General features: G+C 73.7%; 18 protein-coding genes. 14 read left to right on the top strand and 4 right to left on the bottom strand.

All coding sequences use genetic code 11. The features are described 5' to 3' along the window. The first annotated feature begins 45 nt into the window (after positions 1 to 45). Positions 46 to 1,488, top strand: a complete 1,443-nt coding sequence (locus ABD369_RS12110) for an MFS transporter (protein ID WP_344636326.1) — start codon at positions 46 to 48, stop codon at positions 1,486 to 1,488. 46 nt (positions 1,489 to 1,534) lie between these two features. Here ABD369_RS12110 and ABD369_RS12105 read toward each other — a convergent pair whose 3' ends face one another. After that, the gene (locus ABD369_RS12105) at positions 1,535 to 1,711 is read right to left on the bottom strand and encodes a hypothetical protein (RefSeq protein WP_344636325.1); all 177 of its coding nucleotides are present in this window, start codon (positions 1,709 to 1,711) and stop codon (positions 1,535 to 1,537) included. 185 nt (positions 1,712 to 1,896) lie between these two features. On the opposite strand from ABD369_RS12105, the gene ABD369_RS12100 reads away from it, so the two are divergent. From ABD369_RS12100 to ABD369_RS12080, 5 genes are all read left to right on the top strand, one after another. Beyond that, positions 1,897 to 4,494: a phosphatidylglycerol lysyltransferase domain-containing protein gene (locus tag ABD369_RS12100; protein ID WP_344636324.1), complete on the top strand. Its 2,598-nt coding sequence runs from the start codon at positions 1,897 to 1,899 to the stop codon at positions 4,492 to 4,494. Positions 4,495 to 4,617: 123 nt separating this feature from the next. Continuing rightward, complete coding sequence (locus ABD369_RS12095; RefSeq protein WP_344636323.1) at positions 4,618 to 5,250, top strand: class F sortase; 633 nt, start codon at positions 4,618 to 4,620, stop codon at positions 5,248 to 5,250. A gap of 96 nt (positions 5,251 to 5,346) precedes the next feature. Next, complete coding sequence (locus ABD369_RS12090; protein WP_344636322.1) at positions 5,347 to 6,678, top strand: alpha/beta hydrolase; 1,332 nt, start codon at positions 5,347 to 5,349, stop codon at positions 6,676 to 6,678. Beyond that, positions 6,675 to 9,218, top strand: a complete 2,544-nt coding sequence (locus tag ABD369_RS12085; protein WP_344636321.1) for a phosphatidylglycerol lysyltransferase domain-containing protein — start codon at positions 6,675 to 6,677, stop codon at positions 9,216 to 9,218. Before ABD369_RS12090 ends, ABD369_RS12085 begins: the two co-directional genes overlap by 4 nt. A 208-nt stretch (positions 9,219 to 9,426) precedes the next feature. Continuing rightward, entirely contained in the window at positions 9,427 to 11,247 is a 1,821-nt protein-coding gene (locus ABD369_RS12080; protein WP_344636320.1) for a DEAD/DEAH box helicase, read from the top strand. A gap of 18 nt (positions 11,248 to 11,265) precedes the next feature. On the opposite strand, the gene ABD369_RS12075 is transcribed toward ABD369_RS12080, so the two are convergent. Beyond that, positions 11,266 to 11,652 (bottom strand): SsgA family sporulation/cell division regulator, encoded by a 387-nt coding sequence (locus tag ABD369_RS12075; RefSeq protein ID WP_344636319.1) that lies wholly within the window; start codon positions 11,650 to 11,652, stop codon positions 11,266 to 11,268. 236 nt (positions 11,653 to 11,888) lie between these two features. Between ABD369_RS12075 and ABD369_RS12070 the strand changes: the two genes are divergently transcribed. From ABD369_RS12070 to ABD369_RS12055, 4 genes are all read left to right on the top strand, one after another. Beyond that, entirely contained in the window at positions 11,889 to 12,794 is a 906-nt protein-coding gene (locus tag ABD369_RS12070) for a sensor histidine kinase (RefSeq protein WP_344636318.1), read from the top strand. Between the two features lie 105 nt (positions 12,795 to 12,899). Next, entirely contained in the window at positions 12,900 to 13,553 is a 654-nt protein-coding gene (locus ABD369_RS12065; protein WP_344636317.1) for a response regulator, read from the top strand. Positions 13,554 to 13,953: 400 nt separating this feature from the next. Next, complete coding sequence (locus ABD369_RS12060; RefSeq protein ID WP_344636316.1) at positions 13,954 to 14,604, top strand: IclR family transcriptional regulator; 651 nt, start codon at positions 13,954 to 13,956, stop codon at positions 14,602 to 14,604. 45 nt (positions 14,605 to 14,649) lie between these two features. After that, the gene (locus tag ABD369_RS12055; RefSeq protein WP_425557594.1) at positions 14,650 to 15,456 is read left to right on the top strand and encodes a S16 family serine protease; all 807 of its coding nucleotides are present in this window, start codon (positions 14,650 to 14,652) and stop codon (positions 15,454 to 15,456) included. Positions 15,457 to 15,470: 14 nt separating this feature from the next. Here the strand turns inward: ABD369_RS12055 and ABD369_RS12050 are convergent, their stop codons facing one another. Continuing rightward, positions 15,471 to 15,953: an Lrp/AsnC family transcriptional regulator gene (locus ABD369_RS12050; RefSeq protein ID WP_344636315.1), complete on the bottom strand. Its 483-nt coding sequence runs from the start codon at positions 15,951 to 15,953 to the stop codon at positions 15,471 to 15,473. 398 nt (positions 15,954 to 16,351) lie between these two features. Next, positions 16,352 to 16,879: a hypothetical protein gene (locus tag ABD369_RS12045; RefSeq protein WP_344636314.1), complete on the bottom strand. Its 528-nt coding sequence runs from the start codon at positions 16,877 to 16,879 to the stop codon at positions 16,352 to 16,354. A 156-nt stretch (positions 16,880 to 17,035) separates the two neighbouring features. Here ABD369_RS12045 and ABD369_RS12040 point away from each other — a divergent pair, with 156 nt between their 5' ends. The 4 genes from ABD369_RS12040 (at position 17,036) to ABD369_RS12025 (ending at position 22,445) form a co-directional block, all read left to right on the top strand. Then, the gene (locus ABD369_RS12040) at positions 17,036 to 17,731 is read left to right on the top strand and encodes a response regulator transcription factor (RefSeq protein WP_344636313.1); all 696 of its coding nucleotides are present in this window, start codon (positions 17,036 to 17,038) and stop codon (positions 17,729 to 17,731) included. A 38-nt stretch (positions 17,732 to 17,769) separates the two neighbouring features. Continuing rightward, the gene (locus tag ABD369_RS12035; protein ID WP_344636369.1) at positions 17,770 to 19,176 is read left to right on the top strand and encodes a sensor histidine kinase; all 1,407 of its coding nucleotides are present in this window, start codon (positions 17,770 to 17,772) and stop codon (positions 19,174 to 19,176) included. Between the two features lie 221 nt (positions 19,177 to 19,397). Then, positions 19,398 to 20,918 (top strand): glycoside hydrolase family 18 protein, encoded by a 1,521-nt coding sequence (locus tag ABD369_RS12030; protein ID WP_344636312.1) that lies wholly within the window; start codon positions 19,398 to 19,400, stop codon positions 20,916 to 20,918. Positions 20,919 to 21,038: 120 nt separating this feature from the next. After that, on the top strand, positions 21,039 to 22,445 hold the full coding sequence (locus ABD369_RS12025) for a glycosyltransferase 87 family protein (protein WP_344636311.1): 1,407 nt from the start codon (positions 21,039 to 21,041) through the stop codon (positions 22,443 to 22,445). Positions 22,446 to 22,509: the final 64 nt, after the last annotated feature.

Genomic DNA, 22,509 nt, shown 5'->3' with positions numbered 1-22,509 from the left:
GCAGGTCAGGAGTAAATCGGGTGATAGGCACTTACGATGATGGGCATGACCACGGCCCCCACCACCTCCGCGTCCTCGTCCATACCCACCCCGACAGCCGAATCGGACACCGGAGGCGTGCTCAGCGGCCCGTACCGGGCACTGACCCTGGGGATCGTCTCGGTCGTGCTGCTGCTGGCCTTCGAGGCGACGGCGGTGAACACCGCGATGCCGGTGGCGGCCCGTCAGCTCGACGGCCTCGGCCTGTACGCCTTCGCCTTCTCCGGCTACTTCACCAGCACGCTGTTCGCGCTGGTGGTGTCCGGTCAGTGGTGCGACCGCCGGGGGCCGATGGGGCCGCTGTTCTCCGGGATCGCGGTGTTCGGGGCCGGCCTGGTGGTGGCGGGCACGGCGGCCAACATGTGGCTGTTCGTCGCGGGCCGGGCGATCCAGGGGCTCGGCGGCGGGCTGGTGATCGTCGCGCTGTACGTGGTGGTCGGACGGGCGTTTCCCGAGCGGCTGCGGCCCTCGGTGTTCGCGGCGTTCTCGGCGGCCTGGGTGCTGCCCTCCATCCTCGGCCCGGCGGTCTCCGGGGCGGTGACCCAGCAGCTGGGCTGGCGCTGGGTGTTCCTCGCCGTGCCGGTGCTGATCCTGCTGCCGCTGGTGGTGATGGGACCGGCGCTGCGGCGCAGTGAGCGGGCGCAGCGCGAGCTGGAGACGGCGCCGGGCCCGGAGTTCGACCGGCGACGTTCGGCGCTCGCGGCGATGGCCGCGCTCGGGGCGGGCCTGCTGCAGTACGCGGGCCAGCGGCTGGACCTGCCGGCGCTGGTCCCCGCCCTGGCGGGGGCGGGGCTGCTGCTGCCGGCCGTGCTGCGGCTGCTGCCCGCGGGCACGCTGCGGGCGGCGCGCGGACTGCCGACGGTGATCCTGCTGCGCGGGGTGGCGGCGGGGGCGTTCTTCGCGGCGGAGGCCTTCATCCCGCTGATGATGGTGACCCAGCGGGGGCTGAGCCCGACGATGGCCGGGCTGACCCTGACCAGCGGCGGGCTCTCCTGGGCGCTGGGTTCGTGGCTGCAGGGTCGGCCGGGCGTCCAGCGGTACCGGGAGGCGATGATCCGGCTCGGCTTCGTGCTGACGGCCGTGGCGATCGCGAGTGCGGCGCTGGTGCTGGTACCGGCCGTCCCGACCTGGGCGGCGGCCGCGGCCTGGGCCGTCGGCGGGCTGGGCATGGGCCTGACGGTGGCGAGCGTCAGCGTGCTGATGATGAAGCTGTCCGCTCCCGAGGAGGCCGGTGCCAACTCGGCCTCGCTGCAGATGAGCGACGCGCTGGGCAACGTCCTGCTGATCGGCCTGTCCGGGGTGCTCTTCGCCGGCCTGGGCGGCGGCTCGGTGGCGGCGGCCCAGGACTCGCCGGTACCGGCCTCGGCGTTCGCGGTGATCTTCCTGGTGATGACCGGGGTGGCGCTGTTCGGCGCGCTGGTCTCGGGCCGGGTACGGGCCAGGGCCTGAGCAGGCGGGGCGCACCCTGGCGCGAGCCGGCCCCGGGTACGTGGCGTCAGGAGCCCGGGACGGGGACCGCCCGGGGGACGCCGAGGAAGGTCTCCCAGCCGTCGGCCGGCGCCTCGCCCGGGCCGAGCGACTGCGGCTTGCGCAGCACCGCCGGATCCTGCGCCCCCAGCCAGTGCGCCAGCTGACGGAACGGCACCATCCGCACGCCGGGCCGTTCGGCCATTGCCTCGAAGACGTCCTCGGCTCACCCGGCCGGACCAGCGGCCGGACCAGCGGTCGGCCGCGGCTGCGGCCAGGGGTGCCGGGGCGGGCCCGGCCGCGGCGGCCCATAGGATCGGTGGCCCGCGAAACCGCAGGGCCGCCGGAGCGCGGTGGCCCGCGTCCAGCACACCCGGAGGTGCGCCCGTCATGTGGCAGTCGGTACTCGGCGCTTACCGGGAACGGATCGTCGAGGCCGGTCGCCAGCCGCTCTTCCTGCTGCTGCTCGGGCTGATCGGCTCGTTCCTGTTCATCCGCTTCAGCGTCCGGATGATCCGGCGCGGCACCAGCTGGTGGCCGGGCAACGTCACCCCGGGCGGGCTGCACATCCACCACGTGGTGTTCGGCCAGGCGCTTATGCTGGTCTGCGGGGTCGGCGCCTTCACCGTCCGGGGCGACGGCGGGGTGCTGCGCGAGGTGATGGCGACCGGCTTTGGGATCGGCTGCGGCCTGGTGCTGGACGAGTTCGCCCTGGTGCTGCACCTGGAGGACGTCTACTGGAGCGAACAGGGCCGCAAGTCGGTGGACGCGGTGATCATCGCGGTGGCGATGATCGGGCTGCTGCTGTTCGGCGCGCTGCCGCTGGGCGGCTTCTCCGGACACCTGACGCTCGGCCAGCTGGCGCTGGCCGCACTGGTGCTGCTGGTGGTGGTGGTCAGCCTGTTCAAGGGCAAGATCTTCACCGGCCTGCTCGGGGTGATGGTCTGGCCGCTGGCCCTGGTCGGGGCCGTCCGGCTGGCCAGGCCGCGCAGCCCGTGGGCCCGCTGGCGGTACCGCTCGCGGCCCAAGCGGATGGCGCGGGCCGAGCGCCGCGACGCCCGGATCCACCAGCGCCTGGAGGCGGTCAAGCTCTCCTTCTACAACGTGCTGGCCGGCGCGCCCGACGTGGTCGCTGCTCCGCCGGTCGAACCGCCGCTGGCGGAGGCCGCCGCGCCGGTGGCGGAGCCCGCCGTCCCGTACGTGCCGGGACCGGTGCCCGCCTGGCGCGGGCGCTGCGTCGCGTTCGCCGAGTGGTACCTGCGGATCGCCGCCCTGCTCAACCTGGTGACCGGGCTCATCGCGCCGTTCCGCAACCGGGTGCACCGGGCCAACACCGGCGAGTTCTTCACCCCGGTGCTGATGACCGCAGGGTTCACCGCCGCGCTGTTCGCCGGGCTGCTCGCGCTGATGCTGCGCCGCCGCAAGCGGGCCGCGTGGATCGTCGCGACCACCGTGGTCGCCGGGTACGCGGCGCTGATCGCGCTCGCCCTGGCCCTCGCCCCCGAGGACCGCTCGCACCCCTTCAACTGGGGCTCGGCCACCCTCACCGCCGCCGTACTGGCCGCCCTGCTGCTCGGCCGGCCCGCCTGCCGGGTGCGCGGCGAGCGGGGCAACACCGTGTTCGGGCTCGCGGTGCTACTGGTCGGCGGGGCCGCGGTCACCGCGATCGGCGCCGCCCTGGTACGGGTCGGCCACGCCGGGGCGGCACCCGGCTGGGGCGACAGCGCGGTCTACGTACTGCTCCGGCTGGTCACCCTGTCCGGGCTCGTCGAGTACTCCGACCTCGACGTGCCCGGCTGGGTCGCGCTGACCGTCAACGTCCTCGGCGCGGCACTGCTGCTGCTCACCATCCGGGTCTTCTTCCGCTCGCCGCGCAGCCGGGTGCACCTGGAGCCCGAGGACGAGCGGCGGCTGCGCGCCCTGCTGGAGCGGCACGGCGGCCGGGACTCGCTCGGCTACTTCGCACTGCGCCGGGACAAGTCGGTCTGCTGGTCGCCCTCGGGCAAGGCGGCCGTGCTCTACCGGGTGGTCAACGGCGTCGCGCTGGCCTCCGGCGATCCGGTCGGCGACCCGGAGGCCTGGCCGCAGGCGATCGCCCGCTGGCGCGAGGAGGTCCGCGACCACGCCTGGGTGCCCGCGGTGACCGGCGCCGGCGAGCAGGCGGGGATCGTCTACCGGCGGGAGGCGGGCCTGCGGGCACTGGAGTTCGGCGACGAGGCGGTGGTCGAGGTGGAGGGCTTCACCCTGGCCGGCCGCTCGATGCGCACGCTCCGGCAGACCCACCAGCGGGTGGCCAGGGCCGGCTACCGGGCCGTCATCCGCCGCCACCGGGACATCCCGGCCGAGGAGCTCACGGCGCTCGCCAGGCTCGCCGACGCCTGGCGGCACGGTCGGAGCGAGCGCGGCTTCTCGATGGCGCTCGGCCGCCTCGCCGACCCGGCCGACGGCGACTGCCTGCTGATCGAGTGCCGGGACGAGCACGACCGCACCAACGCCCTGCTCAGCTTCGTCCCGTGGGGCGCGCACGGCCTCTCGCTGGACCTGATGCGCCGTGACCGGGAGGCCGACAACGGGCTGGTGGAGTTCATGGTCGCCGAGCTGCTGACCCGCGCGGCGGCGGGCGAGCTGCCCGTCACCCGGGTCTCGCTGAACTTCGCGATGTTCCGGTACGTCTTCGAGTACGGCGCCCGGATCGGCGCGGGCCCGGTGCTGCGGTTCTTCCGCGCCGTGCTGCGCTTCCTCTCCCGCTGGTGGCAGCTGGAGTCGCTCTACCGCGCCAACGCCAAGTACCAGCCCGTCTGGGAACCGCGCTTCCTGCTGTACGAGAAGTCGTCCGAACTGCCCGCCATCGCGCTGGCCAACGCGCTGGCAGAGGGGTTCTTGACCCGGCCCCGGCTGCGCCGCTCGGCCGGCGAGGGACGGGAGTCGCTCGCCCGTTCGGCGCAGGGCGTTCCCGGCGCTTCGACTGACCGTAAGTCAGCACGCTGACCTGCATTCATCACCCGGAACCCGGTCGAACGGCGGGCCCGGATTCCGACCCGTTGCGGATGTCACGCGCCGACCAGGGCGTTTGACTTGGGACAGCGGACCGACGAAGGGGTGAGGTGAGGAGTGGGCGCGCAGCCGGGCAAGAGCCCGTGGCCGGGGACGCTGGCGACGAGTGCCGTGCTGGTGCTCGGCGCCTGGATGATCCACGGCGGCAACGGCCTCCACCTGCCCCCGCTGCCCGGCCTCTCCCAGGGCTTCGGCAGCGCCACTTCGCCCGCGATGCTCGTCCCGCCCCGCCCCCGGGCCGTCCCGACCAGGGTCAGGATCCCGTCGATCGGGGTGGACGCCCCCGTCACCAGCCTCGGCCTGGACGCCGCCGGCCGCCTGCAGGCGCCACCGGCCGGTGAGTCGAATCTGACGGGCTGGTACCGCGACGGTGTCACACCCGGTCAGCGCGGGACGGCGATCGTGGCCGGGCACGTCGACACCAGCCGGGGGCCCGCCGTCTTCTACAACCTCGGCACCCTGCACCGGGGCGACCAGGTGGAGATCACCGGCGCGGACCGGGGCACCGCCTTCTTCCTCGTGGACGCCGTCGAGGTCTACCCCAAGGACGACTTCCCGGACGAGAAGGTCTACGGCCCCGCCCAGGACTCGCAGCTGAGGCTGATCACCTGCGGCGGGGGATTCACCGCGGGCACCGGGTACGACGCAAATGTCGTTGTGTTCGCGCACCTGGTCCGTAGCCTGTCCTAGTTGTCCCGGCGGCGGCCGCCGGCCGTGTCACCGAACGTCGTCCGATCCCATGTCGGCTGATCCCGTGTCAGCCGACTCGACCATGCGAGGAGCACGATGAGCAGCCGGCCGCTGGCGGCGCCGAACCCGCTCGACTGGCCACTGACCCACGGTGCGGTCCTGTTCGCCGTCATGACGGTCGGCATCGCCGCCCTGCTGGGTCTCGGGGTGCCGGGTGGCCGGCGCTGGTGGCGGCGGCGCCTACCGGGTGCCGTGGTGGCGGCGGCGGTGCTCACCGTACTGCTGCAGATAGCCGTGGACGACTGGTGGCAGCCCTTCCCGGAGGAGCTGCCGATCCAGGTGACCGCCTGGATCGGCGTCGGCCTCCTCGCGCTGGCCCTCGCGGTGGCGCGGCTGCTCCCGCCCGGCCCCGGGCGCCGGCGCGGCCGGTTCGGTGTGGTGCTTGCCGCGGTGCTGGTGCTGCTGATGTCCTCCGACCAGGTCAACGGGTTCTTCGAGCAGTACCCGAGCGGCCGGGTGCTGCTGGACTCCTGGTTCGGCCGGGCCCACCCGCTGACCGTCGCCAGCTCGTCCGACACCGTCGCCGCCCCGTCGGGCAGAGCGCTGGCCGAGGTCTGGCGGCGGCCCGAGGGGCTGCCCGCCAAGGGCACCGTCTCGAGCGCGCCGGTCCCCGGCGCGAAGTCCGGCTTCAAAGCCCGCGACGCCTACGTCTACCTGCCGCCCGCCTACCAGGCCGAGCCCAGGCCCCTGCTGCCCGTCCTGGTGCTGATGGCCGGTCAGCCGGGCACACCCGCCGACTGGGTCAACTCCGGCCGGCTCGCCGAACTGCTGGACGACTTCGCCGCCGGGCACGACGGGCTGGCGCCGATCGTGCTGGTCATCGACCAGATCGGCTCGGCCTGGGGCAACCCGCTGTGCATGGACTCCAGGATCGCCAAGTCGCAGACCTACCTCGCCGAGGACGTCCCCGACTGGATCCACACCCACCTGCAGACCGCCACCGGCCGCGGCTCCCTCGCGATCGGCGGGATGTCCCTCGGCGGGACCTGCGCGCTCCAGCTCGCCGTCAACGCACCGCAGGTCTACGGCACCTTCCTGGACATCTCCGGCCAGCAGGAGCCGACGCTCGGCAGCCACGGCAAGACCGTCAAGGCGACCTTCGGCGGTGACGAGGCCGCGTTCGACGCGGTCGACCCGATGCATCTGATGGCCCGCAGGAAGTTCCCCGAGACCGCCGGCGCCTTCGTGGTCGGCGAGGGCGACCGGAAGTACGGGCCGCAGCAGCGCCGGGTCTACGCCGCCGCCGTCGAGGCCGGGATGAGGGCCACCTTCACCGCCATGCCCGGCGGCCACGACTGGAAGGCCTTCCAGGGCGGGCTGGTCCACAACCTCCCCTGGCTCGCCCAGCAGATGGGACTGATCCGATGAGCGCCGCCGCCCTCGAATCCGTCCCGAGGACGCCCGAGGCCGAGCCGGACGGGCGGCGCCGGCTGCGGGTGCTCGGCGCGGCCGTCGCCCGGCTGCGGACCGCGCCGCTCACCGTCGCGCTGCTGGTCGTGATGTGGGCCGTCGGCTGGGCCACCGGCAGTGTCGGCCGGGGTCCGTCCGAGTGGCTGCTCGGCCATGTCGGGGTGGGCCTGGCCAGCCTGAACGACGGCCACTGGTGGGCGCTGGCGGGCTCGCTGCTGTGGTGCTCGGGCATCGGCGCGTACGTGGCGACCAGCGTGATCCTGCTGGTGATCGGGCCCGCCGCCGAGCAGCGGCTCGGCACGGCGGTGACCGCCGCCGTGCTGCTGGCCGGGCAGGTGCTCGGCGCGCTGCTGGGCACCGGCGCCGTCCGTCTGGGCATGGGCGCCGACATCGGCTGGACCCTGGACATCCAGGACCAGCTGGCGATCGGACCGATGACCGGACTGGTCGCGGTCGCCGCCGTGCTCGCGCACCGGCTCACCGTGCTCTGGCGCCGGCGGCTGCGGCTGGTGCTGGTGCTCGTCCCGCTGGTGATGATGCTCTACGTCGGGAACCTGCAGGGTGTGCAGCGGATGGCCGGGGTGCTGGTCGGCTTCGGACTCGGCGTGCTGATGCACCGCCGGCTGCCCGGCCGGGCGCAGCGGGTCTCCCGCACCGAGACCCGGGTGCTGGTCGCGCTCTGTCTGGTCGCCACCGCGCTCGGGCCGCTGGTCGCCTCGCTCTACCAGGACGCCATCGGTCCGTTCAACACCCTCGGCGACCTGTACTTCTCGCACGCCACCACCGGCCGGGACGTGGTCGCCGCCTGCCAGGAGGCCGCCGCCGACTGCGCCCGCGCGCATGCGATGCAGCGCTTCTTCGGCTCCCCGGGCAGGCTGATGGCGGCCCTGGTCCCGGTCCTGCTGGTGGTGCTCGCCGAGGGGCTCCGCCGGGGCCTGCGGGTGGCCTGGTGGATCACCGCGGTGACCGAGCTGCTGTGGATCGGGGTGCTCGGCCGGCTGCTGGCCCTCAACTACGACGACTTCCGGGTCATCGACGGCGTGGCCGACCTGTACGAGCTGATCGGCGAGGCGGTGCTGCTGCCGGTGCTGATGCTGGCGCTGCTGCTGGCCACCCGGCGGCGCTTCGACCAGCAGCTGCCGCGCCGGGACCTGCGCCGGCTGGCCGGAGTGATCGGCGGGGCGCTGCTGCTCAGCGGCGGTGCGTACATCGGGCTCGGCTGGCTGGTCAGGAAGGAGTACGAGCCGACCGCGACCCTGGGGAAGCTGGCGGCGGGCCTGCTCGCCGAGCTGCTGCCGCCCGCGTACGGCGAGCTGCTGCCCGGCTCCCCGATCGCGGCCGGCGACACGGCGCAGACCCTGGAGATCTACTGCGGGCTGCTGTTCTGGACGGTCGCGCTGACCTCGCTGCTGCTGGCCTTCCGCCGCCCGGTGGTGCACGCGGACGCGGCGGACGCGGTGCGCGCCCGGGAGCTGCTCACCCGGTACGGCGGCTCGACGCTCTCCTACATAGCCACCTGGGAGGGCAACCACTACTGGTTCGACCGGGACGGTACGGCCGCCGTCCCGTACCGGGTGATCGCGACGGTGGCGCTCACCACCGGCGACCCGTTCGGCGAGCCGGAGGCCCGGCGGCGCGCGGTGGCCGGGTTCGCCAGGTACTGCGACACCAGGGGCTGGACGCCCTGCTTCTACAGCGTCACCCCCGAGACCGCGGCGGCCGCCGAGGAACTGGGCTGGCGCTCGCTCCAGGTCGCCGAGGACACCGTGGTGCCGCTGCCCGGGCTGGCCTTCACCGGCAAGAAGTGGCAGGACGTGCGCACCTCGCTCAACAAGGCGGCCAAGCAGGGCATCACCGCCGAGTGGTGGCGCTACCAGGACGCGCCGCTCGCCATCACCGACCAGATACGTTCGATCTCCGAGGAGTGGGTCTGTGACAAGGGCCTGCCCGAGATGGGGTTCACCCTCGGTGGGCTGGCGGAGCTGGCCGACCCGGAGGTGCGGTTGCTGATCGCGGTGGACGGCGACCGCACCGTGCACGGGCTCACCAGCTGGATGCCGGTGTACGAGAACGGCGAGACGGTCGGCTGGACCCTGGACTTCATGCGCCGCCGGGCCGAGGCCCGCGGCGGAGCCGCCTATCAACCCTTCCGGGGCGTGATGGAGTTCCTGATCGCCTCCGCCGCGCTCGGCTTCAAGGAGGAGGGCGCCCGTTTCCTCAGCCTCTCCGGGGCCCCGCTGGCCCGCGCCAACCGGGGGGAGCCGCCCACCGCGCTGCAGCGGATGCTGGACTGGATGGGCGGGGTGCTGGAACCGGTGTACGGCTTCCGTTCACTGCTCGCCTTCAAGGCGAAGTTCCAGCCGGAGTACCGGCCGATGTACATGGCCTATCCCGACCCGGCCGCGCTGGCCAGCATCACCCGGGCGATCGGCAAGGCGTACCTGCCGCATCTGACGGCGGCGCAGGGGGTGCGGCTGATGCGCAAGCTCTCCTCGTGAGCCGGACGGCGGGCCGGTTGCGGGAGCTCGCCGAGGGGGCCGTGCACGGGGTGTGACGGGCCCGCGTCAGAGGTCGAAGCGGGGGGAGTACCGGTAGGCTGGGCGGGTTGTCCGCTCGCCGACCAACTGCGGGTCGGAGTCGTGATCATGGCTCTGACCTGCGACGATCCCCCCTTCGGAGACCGTGAGTACTGCCGCCGCTTCAGCCATGGCCCCGCTGTTCTCGGACGCCGAACCGCAGACTTCCGTCCGGGCAGCCGCAACTCCCTCGTCCCACCTGTCCCCGGCCTTCCCCGGCCGTGCCCCCTGGGGTACCGCCGGCAAGCTCCGGGCCTGGCAGCAGGGTGCGCTGGACAAGTACATCGAGAAGCAGCCCCGCGACTTCCTGGCCGTCGCGACCCCGGGCGCAGGCAAGACCACCTTCGCGCTCACCCTGGCGTCCTACCTGCTGCACAACCACCTGGTGCAGCAGGTCACCGTCGTCGCCCCGACCGAACACCTGAAGAAGCAGTGGGCCGAGGCCGCCGCCCGGGTCGGCATCAAGCTCGACCCGGCCTACTCCTCGGGTCCGCTGTCCAAGGAGTACGACGGCATCGTCGTCACCTACGCGGGCGTCGGCGTCAACCCGATGCTGCACCGCAACCGGACCGAGGCCCGCAAGACCCTCGTGATCATGGACGAGATCCACCACGCCGGTGACTCCAAGTCCTGGGGCGAGGCCTGCTCCGAGGCGTTCGAGCCCGCCACCCGCCGGCTTGCGCTGACCGGTACGCCGTTCCGCTCGGACACCAACCCGATCCCGTTCGTCCAGTACGAGGCGGGCGGCGACGGCATCCGCAAGTCGGTCGCCGACTACACCTACGGCTACGGGAACGCGCTCGCCGACCACGTCGTCCGCCCGGTGATCTTCCTCTCCTACAGCGGCAACATGCGCTGGCGCACCAAGTCCGGCGACGAGCTGGAGGCCAGGCTCGGCGAGCCGCTGACCAAGGACCTGATCGCCCAGGCCTGGCGCACCGCGCTCTCCCCGCAGGGCGAGTGGATCCCCGCCGTGCTGCAGGCGGCCGACCGCCGGCTCACCGAGGTGCGCAAGGCGATCCCGGACGCCGGCGGCCTGGTGATCGCCACCGACCAGAACGTGGCCCGCGCCTACGCCAAGATGCTGCGCGAGATCAGCGGCGAGAAGGTGACCCTGGTCCTCTCGGACGAGGCCGAGGCCTCCAAGCGGATCTCCGAGTACTCCGCGGGCGACTCCCGCTGGATGGTCGCGGTCCGGATGGTGTCCGAGGGCGTCGACGTGCCCCGGCTCTGCGTCGGGGTCTACGCCACCTCGATCTCCACCCCGCTGTTCTTCGCACAGGCCGTCGGCCGCTTCGTGCGTGCCCGCAAGCGCGGCGAGACCGCCTCGGTCTTCCTGCCGACCATCCCGATGCTGCTGGGCTTCGCCAACGAGATGGAGCTCCAGCGCGACCACGTGCTCGACCGGCCGAAGAAGGAGGGCGAGGGCCTCTTCGACGAGGAGGACCGCCTGCTCGCCGAGGCCAACCAGGCCAAGGACGGCCCTGATGCGGCCGGCGGTGAGGAGTTCAGCTACGAGGCGCTGGGCTCGGACGCGGTCTTCGACCGGGTGCTCTACAACGCCATGGAATTCGGCATGCAGGCGCACCCGGGCAGCGAGGAGGAGGAGGACTACCTCGGCATCCCCGGTCTGTTGGAGCCCGACCAGGTGCACATGCTGCTGCAGAAGCGCCAGCACCGGCAGATCCAGCGCAGCAAGGGCAGGCCCGCCGAGGAGGCCGACCTGCTCGAACTCCCCGCCGAGGACCGCCCGGTGGTGACCCACCAGGAGCTGCGTGAGCTGCGCAAGGAGTTGAACGCGCTGGTCGCCGCCTGGCACCACCGCACCAACCAGCCGCACGGCACCATCCACAACGAGCTGCGCCGCCAGTGCGGCGGCCCGCTGACCGCGCAGGCGACGGCCAACCAGCTCAAGGCCCGGATCGCCAAGATCCGGGAGTGGGCCAAGTAGCCCGGAGAGCAGGGGCGTTCAGCTCTCGCCGGCCGGGGACCGGAGCAGCAGCTCCAGTCCCCGGCGCAGTCTCTCCGGGCTGAACTCCGCACCGAACGGCACCAGTTGCCCGGTGTCCAGCAGCGCCGAGTGCAGGGCGTTCGCGTCGGCCAGCAGCACCGCCGAGCCGGTGGCGGAGTACAGGTGGAGCTCCACCAGGCCGCCGGGGACCGGGCGGACGTGCACATCGCCGGTGCCGCTCGGTGCGCTGAGCCCGGCCAGCAGCAGATCGCGGGAGACAGCCCAGGTCACCGGGGTGTCGCCGGGTGCCGGGAAGGTGAGCCGGACGACCAGTGGGTCGTCCTCCAGGTAGTCGCACTCCACGTCCAGCGGGAAGCGGGGGCCGAGCGGGCTCTCCAGATCCATCGCGAGCCGGGTGCGCAGGTACCGCCGGGTCGGCGGCCCCGACGGAGAGAGATCTTCCGGTTGCTCGCGAAAACGCATATCGTCCCTCGTCGTTGGAGTTTTCCGGCTGACCGGTTTGTTCGGGTGGCCCTGTCGACCAGACTCCCTCTTTGGTCGAACAGCCGCATCCGCCGACCGTCTGGGACGGAAATCGCCAATTGGGTGGGTGGAAACCATCGGATCGGCGGTGGTCCTCGATGGCGAGTCGATGGTATGGGGGCCTGGTGCGGCGACTGGCGGGTGTGCTGCTGCCCGGACTGGCCGGCGCTGCCGTCCTGGCCGCCTGCGGGCGGCTGTACCGTGACCGGGCCGGCGGGCCGAGCGCCGCACGGCTGGAAGTCGCCTACGAGCAGGGGCGGTTGGCCGAGCGTGAGCGGATCGGCCGGGACGCCCACGACACCGTGGTGCAGGGCCTCGCCGCGATCACGCTGCTGGTCCGTGCCGCCGACCGGGCACTGCCGGTCGGCGCGCCCGGATTCGAACGCGCCAGGGAGCGGCTGGCGGCGGTGCACGACACCGCACTGCTGAGCCTCGGTCAGGCGCAGGACCTGACCGCCGGGGTGGCGCTGAGTCAGTTGGCTGCCGGCGGCCTCGTCCCGGCGCTGACCGGGTACGTGGAGCTGAGCCGGCGCAATCTGGACATCGTGCGCGGACTGCTGGAACTCGGCCCCGCCGGATCGTCCTGCGCCTCGACCCTGCGGGCGCCCGAGCTCCGGCTGCGGATCACCGGCACCGCCCGGCGGCTCGGCCTGGTGGCCGAGAGCGCCGCGCTGCGGCTGGTCCAGGAGGCGGTCGCCAACGCGGTCCGGCACGCCGGCGCGGAGACCGTCACCGTCGAACTCCGCCACCTGCCCGACCGGGTGCGGCTCCTGGTGCGGGACGACGGGGCCGGGCTGCCGGCGGAGCGGAGGCCGGGCCCGGGCCTCGGGCTCGCCGGGCTCGAGGAGCGGATCGGGCGGATCGGCGGGCGGCTGACCCTGGACTCGGTGCCCGGCGGCGGAACCACCGTGGCGGTGGAGTTCCCCGACCGGGAGGCGGGCGATGCCGCCCGGGGGCGCCGGCTTCGGCCGGTCCGGCCGTGGTGGCGGCCTTCTGCCGGGTAGTCAACTCCCCCTGTCATACTGGGGCTCCGGCGAGGTGGTTCGTCTGATCGCGCCCCGTCAGGCCGAGCAGTGCGGCGCGGCGGCGCCAGGACGGGGGGCGGGCTGGTGTCCGGAGAGGTGGTCCGCGTACTGGTGGTCGACGACCACCCGGCGCTGCGGCTCGGGGTCCGGGTGATGCTGGAGGACCAGCCCGACCTGCGGGTGGTCGGCGAGGCCGACGGGGTCGACCAGGCGCTGCGGTTGCTGGCGGGGTCGCCCGCCGAGGACGTCCCCGACGTGGTGCTGCTCGACCTCAACCTCGGGGCGGGGCAGCTGCAGGGCGTGGACCTGGTGCAGCAGCTGGCCGGGCGGGCGGACGCGCCGGCCGTCCTGGTGTTCAGCGCGTACGACGCCGCCCAGGAGGCCTTCGCGGCGCTGGACGCCGGGGCGATGGGCGTCATCGGCAAGGAGGCCGGCGCCGAGGCCCTGGTGTCCGCGGTCCGGGCGGCCGCGCGCGGCGAGTCGGTGCTCGGGCCGGCGGCGGTCGGCCGGCTGCTTCAGCGGATGCGCGGTGCGATCCCGGTGCTCTCCCGGCGGGAGGCCGAGGTGCTGCGGCTGCTGGTGGACGGGCTCTCCAACCGGCAGATCTCGGCCCGGCTGTTCATCAGCGAGGCGACCGCGAAGAGCCACCTCACCAACATCTACGCCAAGTTGGGTGTCGAGAGCCGGGGCGCCGCGGTCGCGGTGGCGCTGCGGGAAGGGTTGCTGCGGGTCGGCTGAACGCACCCGGAGGGGCTGCCGCGGGTCGGCCGGGGGGCTGTCACGGCTACGGGGGCGTCCGGAGTGCGGTGAGGTATCGAACTGGTGATCGATGAGGTCGGGGAGAATGCCCCGATATGTCCCGATCCGAGATGGGAGGTGCCGAGAAAACCTCCCGGATTTTGGACAAACTCTTCCGCACCGGGTCCGCCTTCACTACGTTCTGCCCATCGCTCGCCGACGGTCCACCCAACCCAGGCGGGCGCCGCACGGTCGTGCGCTCGTCGACGATGCCGGCGCACCGCTCAAGCGCGGACACCCATTCCTGCGCGCTACACCTCCACCCTCCCTCCCGGCGCTCCGTCCGGTGCTCCCCTCCCGCCGGGCGCCGTCGGTCACCGCCGCAGAAAGGAATGTGCGCGTGACCACCGAGACCTCCCAGACACTGGACCGCGGCGTACGGGTCCTCAAGCTCCTGGCAGACGCGGAACGCGGGCTGACCGTCACCGAACTGGCCACCCGGCTCGCGGTCAACCGGACCGTGGTCTACCGGCTGCTGGCCACCCTGGAACAGCACGGCCTGGTCCGCCGGGACATCGGCGGCCGGGCCAGGGTCGGCCTCGGCGTGCTCGGACTCGCCCACCGGGTCCACCCGCTGCTGCGCGAGGCCGCCCTGCCCGCGTTGCGCAGCCTCGCCGAGGACCTGGGCGCCACCGCCCACCTCACCCTGGTGGACGGGAACGAGGCGCTGGCCGTCGCGGTCGTCGAACCGAGCTGGACGGACTTCCACGTCGCGTACCGGACCGGCCTGCGGCACTCGCTGGCCGAGAACGCGGCCGGCCGGGCGATCCTTCAGGCGCGTGCCTTCCCGGGGCAGCGCCGCCCCGAGCAGGGCCTCGCCGTCACCCAGGCGGACGAGCAGTCCGGTGCGAGCGGGGTGGCCGCCGCCCTGCTCGGACTGAGCGGGATCGAGGGCAGCGTCGGGGTGGTGATGCTCAGCGGGCTGGTGCCCGAACGGGTCGGACTCCGGGTGGTGGAGGCGGCGACGGAAGTCGCGGACGCGCTCCGGTAGACGACCCGTCTGCGGGGAGGGGAGCGGGTGTGTTTGGATGCCTGTGTGCCTGATGTGAAGCTGCCTGCGGCGCTGACCGCTCCGAGGACCCGCGCCCTTACTCTCTGCGGTGTGCTGGTCGGCGCGCTGCTGGGGACGGCCGCCTTCGCGCCGCTGCCGTTCACCCGGACCATGCCCGGCTCCACCGCGGACGTCCTCGGTGACTTCCAGGACCAGCCGGTCCTGAGCATCACCGGCGCGCCGGTCCGCCCGACCCAGGGCCAGCTGCGGATGGTGACCATCACGGCGACCAGCCCGGGTGAGCGGATCAGCCTCTGGGAGGCGCTCTCCTCTTGGGCGAGCCCCAAGGAGGCGGTGCTGCCGTCCGAGGCGGTCTACCCGCAGCAGAACCCGGTCAAGGCCAACCAGGCGACCCAGCAGGAGATGGCGGAGTCCCAGGACAGCGCGACCGTCGCGGCGCTCGGCTATCTGCACCTGTCACCGGAGAAGGTCAAGGTCAGGGTGGACCTCGGCGACATCGGCGGCCCGAGCGCCGGTCAGCTGCTCGCACTCGGGATCATCGACAAGCTGGCCGGTGACGGCAGCGGCGGCGACCTGTCCGGCGGCAAGGTGATCGCGGGCACCGGCACCATCGACGACCAGGGCAACGTCGGTGCGGTCGGCGGCGTGCCGCTGAAGACCCAGGCCGCGGCCAGGGACGGCGCCACGGTGTTCCTGCTGCCGACGGCCGAGTGCTCGGACGCCAAGGTGAACACCCCGTCCGGTCTGCGGCTGGTCCCGGTCAAGACGCTGTCCGGCGCGGTGGACGCCCTGAAGGCGCTGAAGACCGGCGGGTCCGTCCCCAGCTGCTGAGACCAAGGGCCCGGCTACTCCCGGGCGGCCTGCTCGACCAGCGGCAGGATCCGGTACGGCACCGGGTTCTCCAGCGCGATCGCCGTGGACGCCCGGACGATCCCCTCGAAGTCGACCACCCGGTCGATCACCCGCTGCAGATCGCCGTTGGACCGCGCCACGATCCGGACCAGCATGTCCCCCTGGCCGGTGATGGTGTGCAGCTCCAGCACCTCGGGCACCGAGGCCAGATGTGCCCGTACGTCCACCCCCTGGCCCTGCGAGATCTCCAGTGTGGCGAAGGCCGTCACCGGATAGCCGAGCGCCGCCGGGTCGACCTGCGGACCGAAACCGCCGATCACCCCGCGCGCCTGCAGCCGGTCGAGCCGGGCCTGGACCGTCCCCCGGGCCACCTGCAGACGGCGTGAGCACTCCAGCACCCCGATTCTGGGTTCCTCGCTGAGGAGTCTGATCAACTTTCCGTCGAGCGCGTCGATGGCGTCGTGGGGGGTGTGCACGGCGGGCTCCGTCCGATGGGCAACCTGTCCAGCTGGGGCTGTCATTCTCCGGCGCCGCCGCGCAGCTTGCCCAGGAAGAACCGGAACAGTTGCGCGCCGGCGTGATGGGCGCCACGCTCCCTGCACAGCCCCGTGGCGCGGGCCCCCCACACCGCGCCACGGGGCCGGGGACCGCCGGCGGACCGGGGACAGGGGGAGGCGCTCTTGACCGACGTCTTCGTCCCGGACCGGCGGAGCGACGCCGTCGTACTCGCCGCCATCGGCACCGCCGGGCCCGCCCGGCACGTCCTGGCCGAACGCACCGGCTGAGCGGGCCTGTTCCTGCCCGGCCACGTGCGCCGCCCGTCGAGGTCCTGCCGGCAGGCCGCTCGGTGCACGCCTGACCCGCCGGGGGCGTCCTAGCGCACCACGGTCTGGACGTTCGGCGGGTGCCCGTTCCAGGTGGCGAACACCGAGTTGACCCTGCCTCCCTGGGCGAAGTCCACCCGCAGCCAGCCCTCCTGGCGCCAGACCTGCATCTGCCAGCCCGGTTCCGGGGCCGCCGAGACCAGGTCCGCCCGGTCCGGCCGCATGTCCAGCGCCACCCGCCCGCCCGGGACCAGGTAGCTGCGCACCGAGGTGTCCGCCGGCTGCGAGCTGTGCGCGACACCCGGAGCGGGGGAGGACGGCGACGGGGGCGCGGACGGCGTCGGCGAGGCGGAGTCCGGGCCGGCGGAGCCTGACGCGGCGGCCGTGGGTTCGCCGATGGCCGGCGGCGGAGTCGACGGATCGTCAACAGGCCGTCCGCTGGGCGACGGCAGCGGTACGGCCCGGGGCTCCTCGAAGGCGGCGTCCGCCAGAACGGCGTGCACACCGAGCCAGGACAGCGCCACCGCCGCCGACGTGGCCGCCACCCAGGCGGTGAGTTGCACCAGTCCGTTCCGCATCGCGAGCACATCCTGCCGCATTCCGCCGCCCGGTGGCCCGCCGGCCCGCGAACTCGCCCGGCACTCCCCGGAAGCGGGCCGGTGAACGGCCCCGAGGGCCCCGCCCGGCCGCCGAGGTACAGACCACCACACCCGAATGGCGTACCGTGCAGGCCCATGGCAACAGTGCTCGTGGTCGAGGACGACCCCTTCGTACGCTCCGCCCTGATCCGGCACCTGGCCGACTCCGGCCACGCCGTCCGCAGCGTCGGCACCGCGCTGGAGGCGCTCCGCGAGGTCGCCCAGGTCGGCTGCGACCTGGTCATCCTCGATCTCGGCCTGCCCGACCTGGACGGCAGCGAGGCCCTGAAGATGATCCGCGGGCTCACCGACGTCCCGGTGATCATCTCCACCGCCCGCGACGACGAGGCCGAGATCGTCCGGCTGCTCAACGACGGCGCCGACGACTACCTCGTCAAGCCGTTCTCCGTCGAACACCTGACGGCCCGGATGGCCGCCGTGCTGCGCCGGTTCGGCAACGGCAGCGCACCGGTGGCGCAGGTCCTGCGGGTCGGCGGTCTGGTGGTGGACGTCCAGCGCCGCGAGGCCGCACTCGACGGGCGGCTGCTCGACCTCACCCGCCGCGAGTTCGACCTGCTCGCCTTCCTGGCCGCCAAGCCCGGCGTGGTCGTCCCGCGCAAGGAGATCCTGGCCGAGGTCTGGCGCCAGACGTACGGCGGCGACCAGACCATCGACGTCCACCTCTCCTGGCTGCGCCGCAAGCTCGGCGAGACCGCCTCCCAGCCGCGCTACCTGCACACCGTGCGCGGGGTCGGGGTCCGCCTCGAAGCGCCGTCAGGTGACCCCACGTGACACGGAGCGCCGGCCGGCCGGAGCGCCGCGGGCACTCGCTGCGCCGGGCACTGATCAAGGCGGCCGTCGCCGGGACCACCATGGTCGCCCTCGCCTTCCTGATCCCGCTCGGCCTGATGGTCCAACAGACCGCCAGGGAGCGGGTGTTCACCTCCGCCGAGCGCCAGGCCGCCGCCCTCGCCCCCGCGCTGGCCATCACCACCGACCAGGACTCCATCGCCCGCGCGCTCGCCAGCACCGATGCCGGAGCCCGCGGCCGGGTCGCGGTCCACCTGCCCACCGGGAGCGGCGCCGACGCCGTGGTCGGCACCGCCCGGGCCGACGCCCTCGACGTCTCCACCGCCGCCGGCCGGGCCGATCCTGCGGGCCGGACCTCCGCCGGCGGGCCGGCCCGCTCCTTCACCGTCCACGTCACCGGCGGCTTCGCACTGCTGCAGGCCGTCGCCGTGGAGGGCGGCCGGATCGCGGTGGTCGAGGTGTACGTCGCCGACGGCGACCTCACCCGGGGTGTCGGTACCGCCTGGCTGGTGCTCTCCCTGGTCGCCCTCTCCCTGGTCGCCCTCTCGGTCCTGGTCGCCGACCGGATGGGCGCCCGGATCGTCGCCTCCGCCCGCCGGCTGGCCGCCGCGGCCCGCTCGCTCGGCGGCGGGAACCTCGCGGTGCGCGTCCCCGTCGAGGGCGACCGGGCCGAGGGCACGCCCGAGGAACTCCGCGAGGCCGCCCACGCCTTCAACGCCATGGCCGACCGGGTCGTCCACCTGCTCGCCGCCGAACGCGAGCTCGCCGCCGACCTCTCGCACCGGCTGCGCACCCCGCTCACCGTGCTCCGGCTGAACGTCGCCGGGCTGGGCGAGGGCGATGCCGCCGACGCCACCCGGCACGCGGTGGCCCAACTGGAGCGCGAGGTCGACCAGATCATCCGCTCGACGCGGCGGGCGCCCGACGGCGTACCCGCGGTCGCGGTGGGCTGCGACGCCGCCGAGGTGATCCGCGAGCGGGTCGGGTTCTGGTCCGCGCTCGCCGAGGACGAGGGCCGCAGCTGGCAGTTGGCCGGGGCCGAGGGGGCGGCGCCGGTACCCGTCCAGCGCGGCGACCTCGCCGCCGCCGTGGACGCGATGCTCGGCAACGTGTTCCGGCACACCGCGGTCGGCACCGCCTTCTCGGTGGACGTCCTGGTGACCGAGGCCTCCGTCATCCTCCTGGTCGGGGACGCCGGAGGGGGCTTCGCGGACCCGGTCGCCGCCCTCCGCAGGGGCGAGGGCCAGGGCGGCGAGGGCTCCACCGGCCTCGGCCTCGACATCGTCCGCAAGCTCGCCGAGGGCACCGGCGGCGATCTCGCCCTCGGTCGTTCGGCGGTCCTCGGCGGTGCCGAACTCCGCCTCCGCCTCCGCACCCACCCGGACGGTGACCCGCCGCGGCCCTCCCGCCGCCGCAGACGGGCCTGACCGTCCTTCAGGGTGGCCCGGCCGTACCGATCCCGGGTGCCCCCGCGCTCCTGACGAACCGTCGAGAGGCCGAGTGCCGGGGCGAGTTCCTTAAAGGCGCCCTAACGGAGGCGTTGGAGTGGCTGAGGTGGGCCGATCCGGTGGGAACGCGCCGTTAGCGTCGGCGGGGCCGGGGCCGGGGAGCTCCGGCCGATCTGTCGTCCAGCGGAGGTAAACGGGTCATGGCGTCCCAGCGGAGCCGGCGTTCAGGCAGTCACCGGAGGAGTCGGAAGGGAACGGTCATCGGGGCGTCGGCGCTCGCCGCCGTGGTCGTCGCGGGCGGTGCGATGGTCCTCGCCTCCTCCGCGAGCGCGGCCTCGGTCGGTGCCGCCTACAGCCGGACCAGCACCTGGGAGAGCGGCTACACCGGCCGGTACCTGGTGACCAACCCCGGCGGCAAGGCGCTGGAGGACTGGACGCTCAGCTTCGACCTGCCGTCCGGAGCGAAGATCGACTCGCTCTGGAACGCCACCTTCACGGCGTCCGGGCAGCACGTCACCGTGAAGCCCCAGCCCTGGAGCAGGCGGATCGACCCCGGCAGGACGGTCGAGGTGGGCTTCGTCGTCCAGGGCTCCGGTGCGGCGCAGGCCGAGCCGGCCAACTGCCTGATCGACGACACCTCGTGCACGGCGGGCACCGGCCCGACCCCGGTACCCTCCGGCCGCCCGACCACCACCGCGCCGACGCCCAGCGCCACCCCGACCACGGCCAGGCCCACCCCGACGACCCCGACGCCCACGGCCACACCGACGTCCACGGCCACCGCCACGCCCGCGCCGGCCGGCGGCGCCCGCTTCGCCCCGTACGTGGACACCTCGCTCTACCCGCCCTACGACCTGGTCGCCACGGCCAAGGCCGGCGGGGTGAAGAACTTCAACCTCGCCTTCCTGGTCTCCGGCGGCGGCTGCACCCCCAAGTGGGGCGGGGTCAGTGACCTGTCGGCCGACGCCGTCGCGGCGCAGATCGGCGCGCTGCGCGGGATCGGTGGTGACGTCAGGGCCTCCTTCGGCGGTGCCAACGGCAGCGAACTCGCCACCGTCTGCTCCTCCCCGGCCGAGCTGGCCGCCGCGTACCAGCGGGCGGTGGACGCGTACGGTCTCACCAAGCTGGACTTCGACATCGAGGGCGGCGCGCTCGCCGACACCGCCGCCAACACCCGCCGCGCCCAGGCCGTCGCCCAGCTGCAGCGGACCGCCGCCGCCAAGGGCCGCACCCTGGACGTGTCCTTCACACTGCCCGCGCTGCCCACCGGCTTGACCCAGGACGGCATCAACCTGGTGGCCGACGCGAAGCGCAACGGGGTCGCGATCGCCGCCGTCAACATCATGGCGATGGACTTCGGCGACGGGGTCGCCCCCAACCCGGCCGGGAAGATGGGCACGTACGCGATCGCCGCCGCCACCGCCACCCAGGCGCAGGTCAAGAGCGTGCTCGGCCTCGACGACGGCGCCGCCTGGGCGAAGGTCGCCCTCACCCCGATGATCGGCGTCAACGACGTCGCCACCGAGGTGTTCACGGTCGCCGACGCCAAGCAGCTCGCCGCCTTCGCCGCGGGCAAGCACCTGGCCTGGCTCTCGATGTGGTCCGGCACCCGGGACAAGGCGTGCCCGGGCGGCGCGAAGCCGTACGCTGACGCGACCTGCAGCAGCATCGTCCAGCAGCCGCTGGACTTCGCCCGGGCCCTCGGCGGCTACACCGGCTGAGCCCGCCGCCCGCTCGCCCGTCCGCCGGCCGTACCGGACCGGGGCGTTCCCGCAGCCGGGGGCGCCCCGGGCTCAGTCAGGTAGTGTCGCTAGCTGGTCAACCGGCGGACGGAGCGGAACGTGACAACGGTGCAGGAGCAGCAGCGGGCGCCTCGGCGGCAGCTCGGCCAGAACGGCGCTGCCCCGACGGGACGGCCGCGCGCCCGTACGGTCGGCGCCGCCCTCTCCGCGCCCGTCGACGCCCTGCGCGCGGCCCCGCGGCAGGCGCTGGTCAGGGCGGGCGGTGTGGCGCTGTTCTCACTGCTCGCGTACGCGATCGTCCGGCACTTCGTCGGCACCTCGATGGTGGACATGATCGTCTACCGGGCCGAGGGCTCCGCCGTCGCCCACGGCCAGGACCTGTACGCGTTGCGGGTCACGAAGTGGAACCTGCCCGCGACCTACCCGCCGTTCGCCGCGATGCTCTTCGTGCCGACCGCCTACCTCGGCGTCGGTCTGCTGCGGGTCGCGGTCACCGGCGGCAACCTGATCCTGCTCGCGCTGCTGGCGCACCTGTCCTTCAAGCTGGCCGGCTGGCCGCGCCGTGAGCTGCGGCCGGTCGGGATCGTCCTGGTCACCGGCCTCGGGGTCTGGCTGGAGCCGGTCTTCACCAACCTTCGCTACGGCCAGATCAACCTGGCCCTCGCCTGCCTGATCCTCTGGGACCTGACCCGGCCCGACGGGCGCCGCAGCAAGGGCGTCGCCATCGGCATCGCCGCCGGGATCAAGCTCACCCCCGGCCTGTTCGCCGTCTACCTGCTGATCACCGGCCGGATCCGGGCGGCCTTCGTGGCCGGCCTGACCTTCCTCGGCACCTTCGCGATCGGCGCGGCCGTCCTGCCCGACGCCACCCACGGGTTCTGGACCAAGTACCTCTACGACTCCTCCCGGGTCGGCAAGACCGAGATCGTCGACAACCAGTCGCTCCGCGGCGCCGTGGCCCGGCTGATGCACACCGCCGACCCCGGCACCACCGCCACCGTGATCGCCGGCCTCGCCGGACTCGCCGGACTCGCCATCGCCACCTGGGCGTACCGCAGCGACCGCTGGCTGCCCCGCTCCGAGGCGTGGGGCGTGTGCACCGCCGCCGTCACCGCGGTCCTGGTCTCGCCGATCAGCTGGACCCACCACTGGGTCTGGTGCGTCCCGATGCTGGTGCTGCTCGCCGCGGAGGCGGCGCACGAGCGGTCCCGGCCGGCCGGGATCCGGCGCGCCCGCTGGCGGTGGATCTTCGGTGCGACGCTGTTCGGCTTCTTCTCCTTCGCGATGTGGATCATCCCGCACAAGGGCGACCGGGACCGGTTCATGCCGTACGTCTTCCAGATCCCGGCCGACGTCTATCCGCTGATCGGGCTCGGGTTCCTGGCGGTGTCCGCGCTGCGGGTGCACTCCCGCCGTCGGGCGGCGGGGGCACCGCTGGTGCCGCTGCAGCGGGCCGACAGCGCGCCGACGCACCGGCCGGTGAAGGTCGGCGCGGAAGGCCGCTAGGCGCAGCCCCGCGCCGGCACGGGGCAGCGCACGGCGGACCCGCCCCGCCCCGGGACGCGGGAAC

The organism is Kitasatospora cystarginea (assembly GCF_039533515.1).
Lineage (GTDB): Bacteria > Actinomycetota > Actinomycetes > Streptomycetales > Streptomycetaceae > Kitasatospora > Kitasatospora cystarginea.
Note: the sequence above shows the minus strand (reverse complement) of the source record. Positions and strands in the feature narration are given on the sequence as shown.

What these genes read in the sequence shown, in the direction of transcription:
- ABD369_RS12030 (WP_344636312.1), top strand. Translation starts at nt 19,398, where the DNA reads ATGGCGTCCCAGCGGAGCCGGCGTTCAGGCAGTCACCGGAGGAGTCGG.
- ABD369_RS12070 (WP_344636318.1), top strand. Translation starts at nt 11,889, where the DNA reads ATGGCGAGTCGATGGTATGGGGGCCTGGTGCGGCGACTGGCGGGTGTG.
- ABD369_RS12105 (WP_344636325.1), bottom strand. Translation starts at nt 1,711, where the DNA reads ATGGCCGAACGGCCCGGCGTGCGGATGGTGCCGTTCCGTCAGCTGGCG.
- ABD369_RS12100 (WP_344636324.1), top strand. Translation starts at nt 1,897, where the DNA reads ATGTGGCAGTCGGTACTCGGCGCTTACCGGGAACGGATCGTCGAGGCC.
- ABD369_RS12045 (WP_344636314.1), bottom strand. Translation starts at nt 16,879, where the DNA reads ATGCGGAACGGACTGGTGCAACTCACCGCCTGGGTGGCGGCCACGTCG.
- ABD369_RS12110 (WP_344636326.1), top strand. Translation starts at nt 46, where the DNA reads ATGACCACGGCCCCCACCACCTCCGCGTCCTCGTCCATACCCACCCCG.
- ABD369_RS12075 (WP_344636319.1), bottom strand. Translation starts at nt 11,652, where the DNA reads ATGGATCTGGAGAGCCCGCTCGGCCCCCGCTTCCCGCTGGACGTGGAG.
- ABD369_RS12080 (WP_344636320.1), top strand. Translation starts at nt 9,427, where the DNA reads ATGGCCCCGCTGTTCTCGGACGCCGAACCGCAGACTTCCGTCCGGGCA.
- ABD369_RS12090 (WP_344636322.1), top strand. Translation starts at nt 5,347, where the DNA reads ATGAGCAGCCGGCCGCTGGCGGCGCCGAACCCGCTCGACTGGCCACTG.
- ABD369_RS12040 (WP_344636313.1), top strand. Translation starts at nt 17,036, where the DNA reads ATGGCAACAGTGCTCGTGGTCGAGGACGACCCCTTCGTACGCTCCGCC.
- ABD369_RS12085 (WP_344636321.1), top strand. Translation starts at nt 6,675, where the DNA reads ATGAGCGCCGCCGCCCTCGAATCCGTCCCGAGGACGCCCGAGGCCGAG.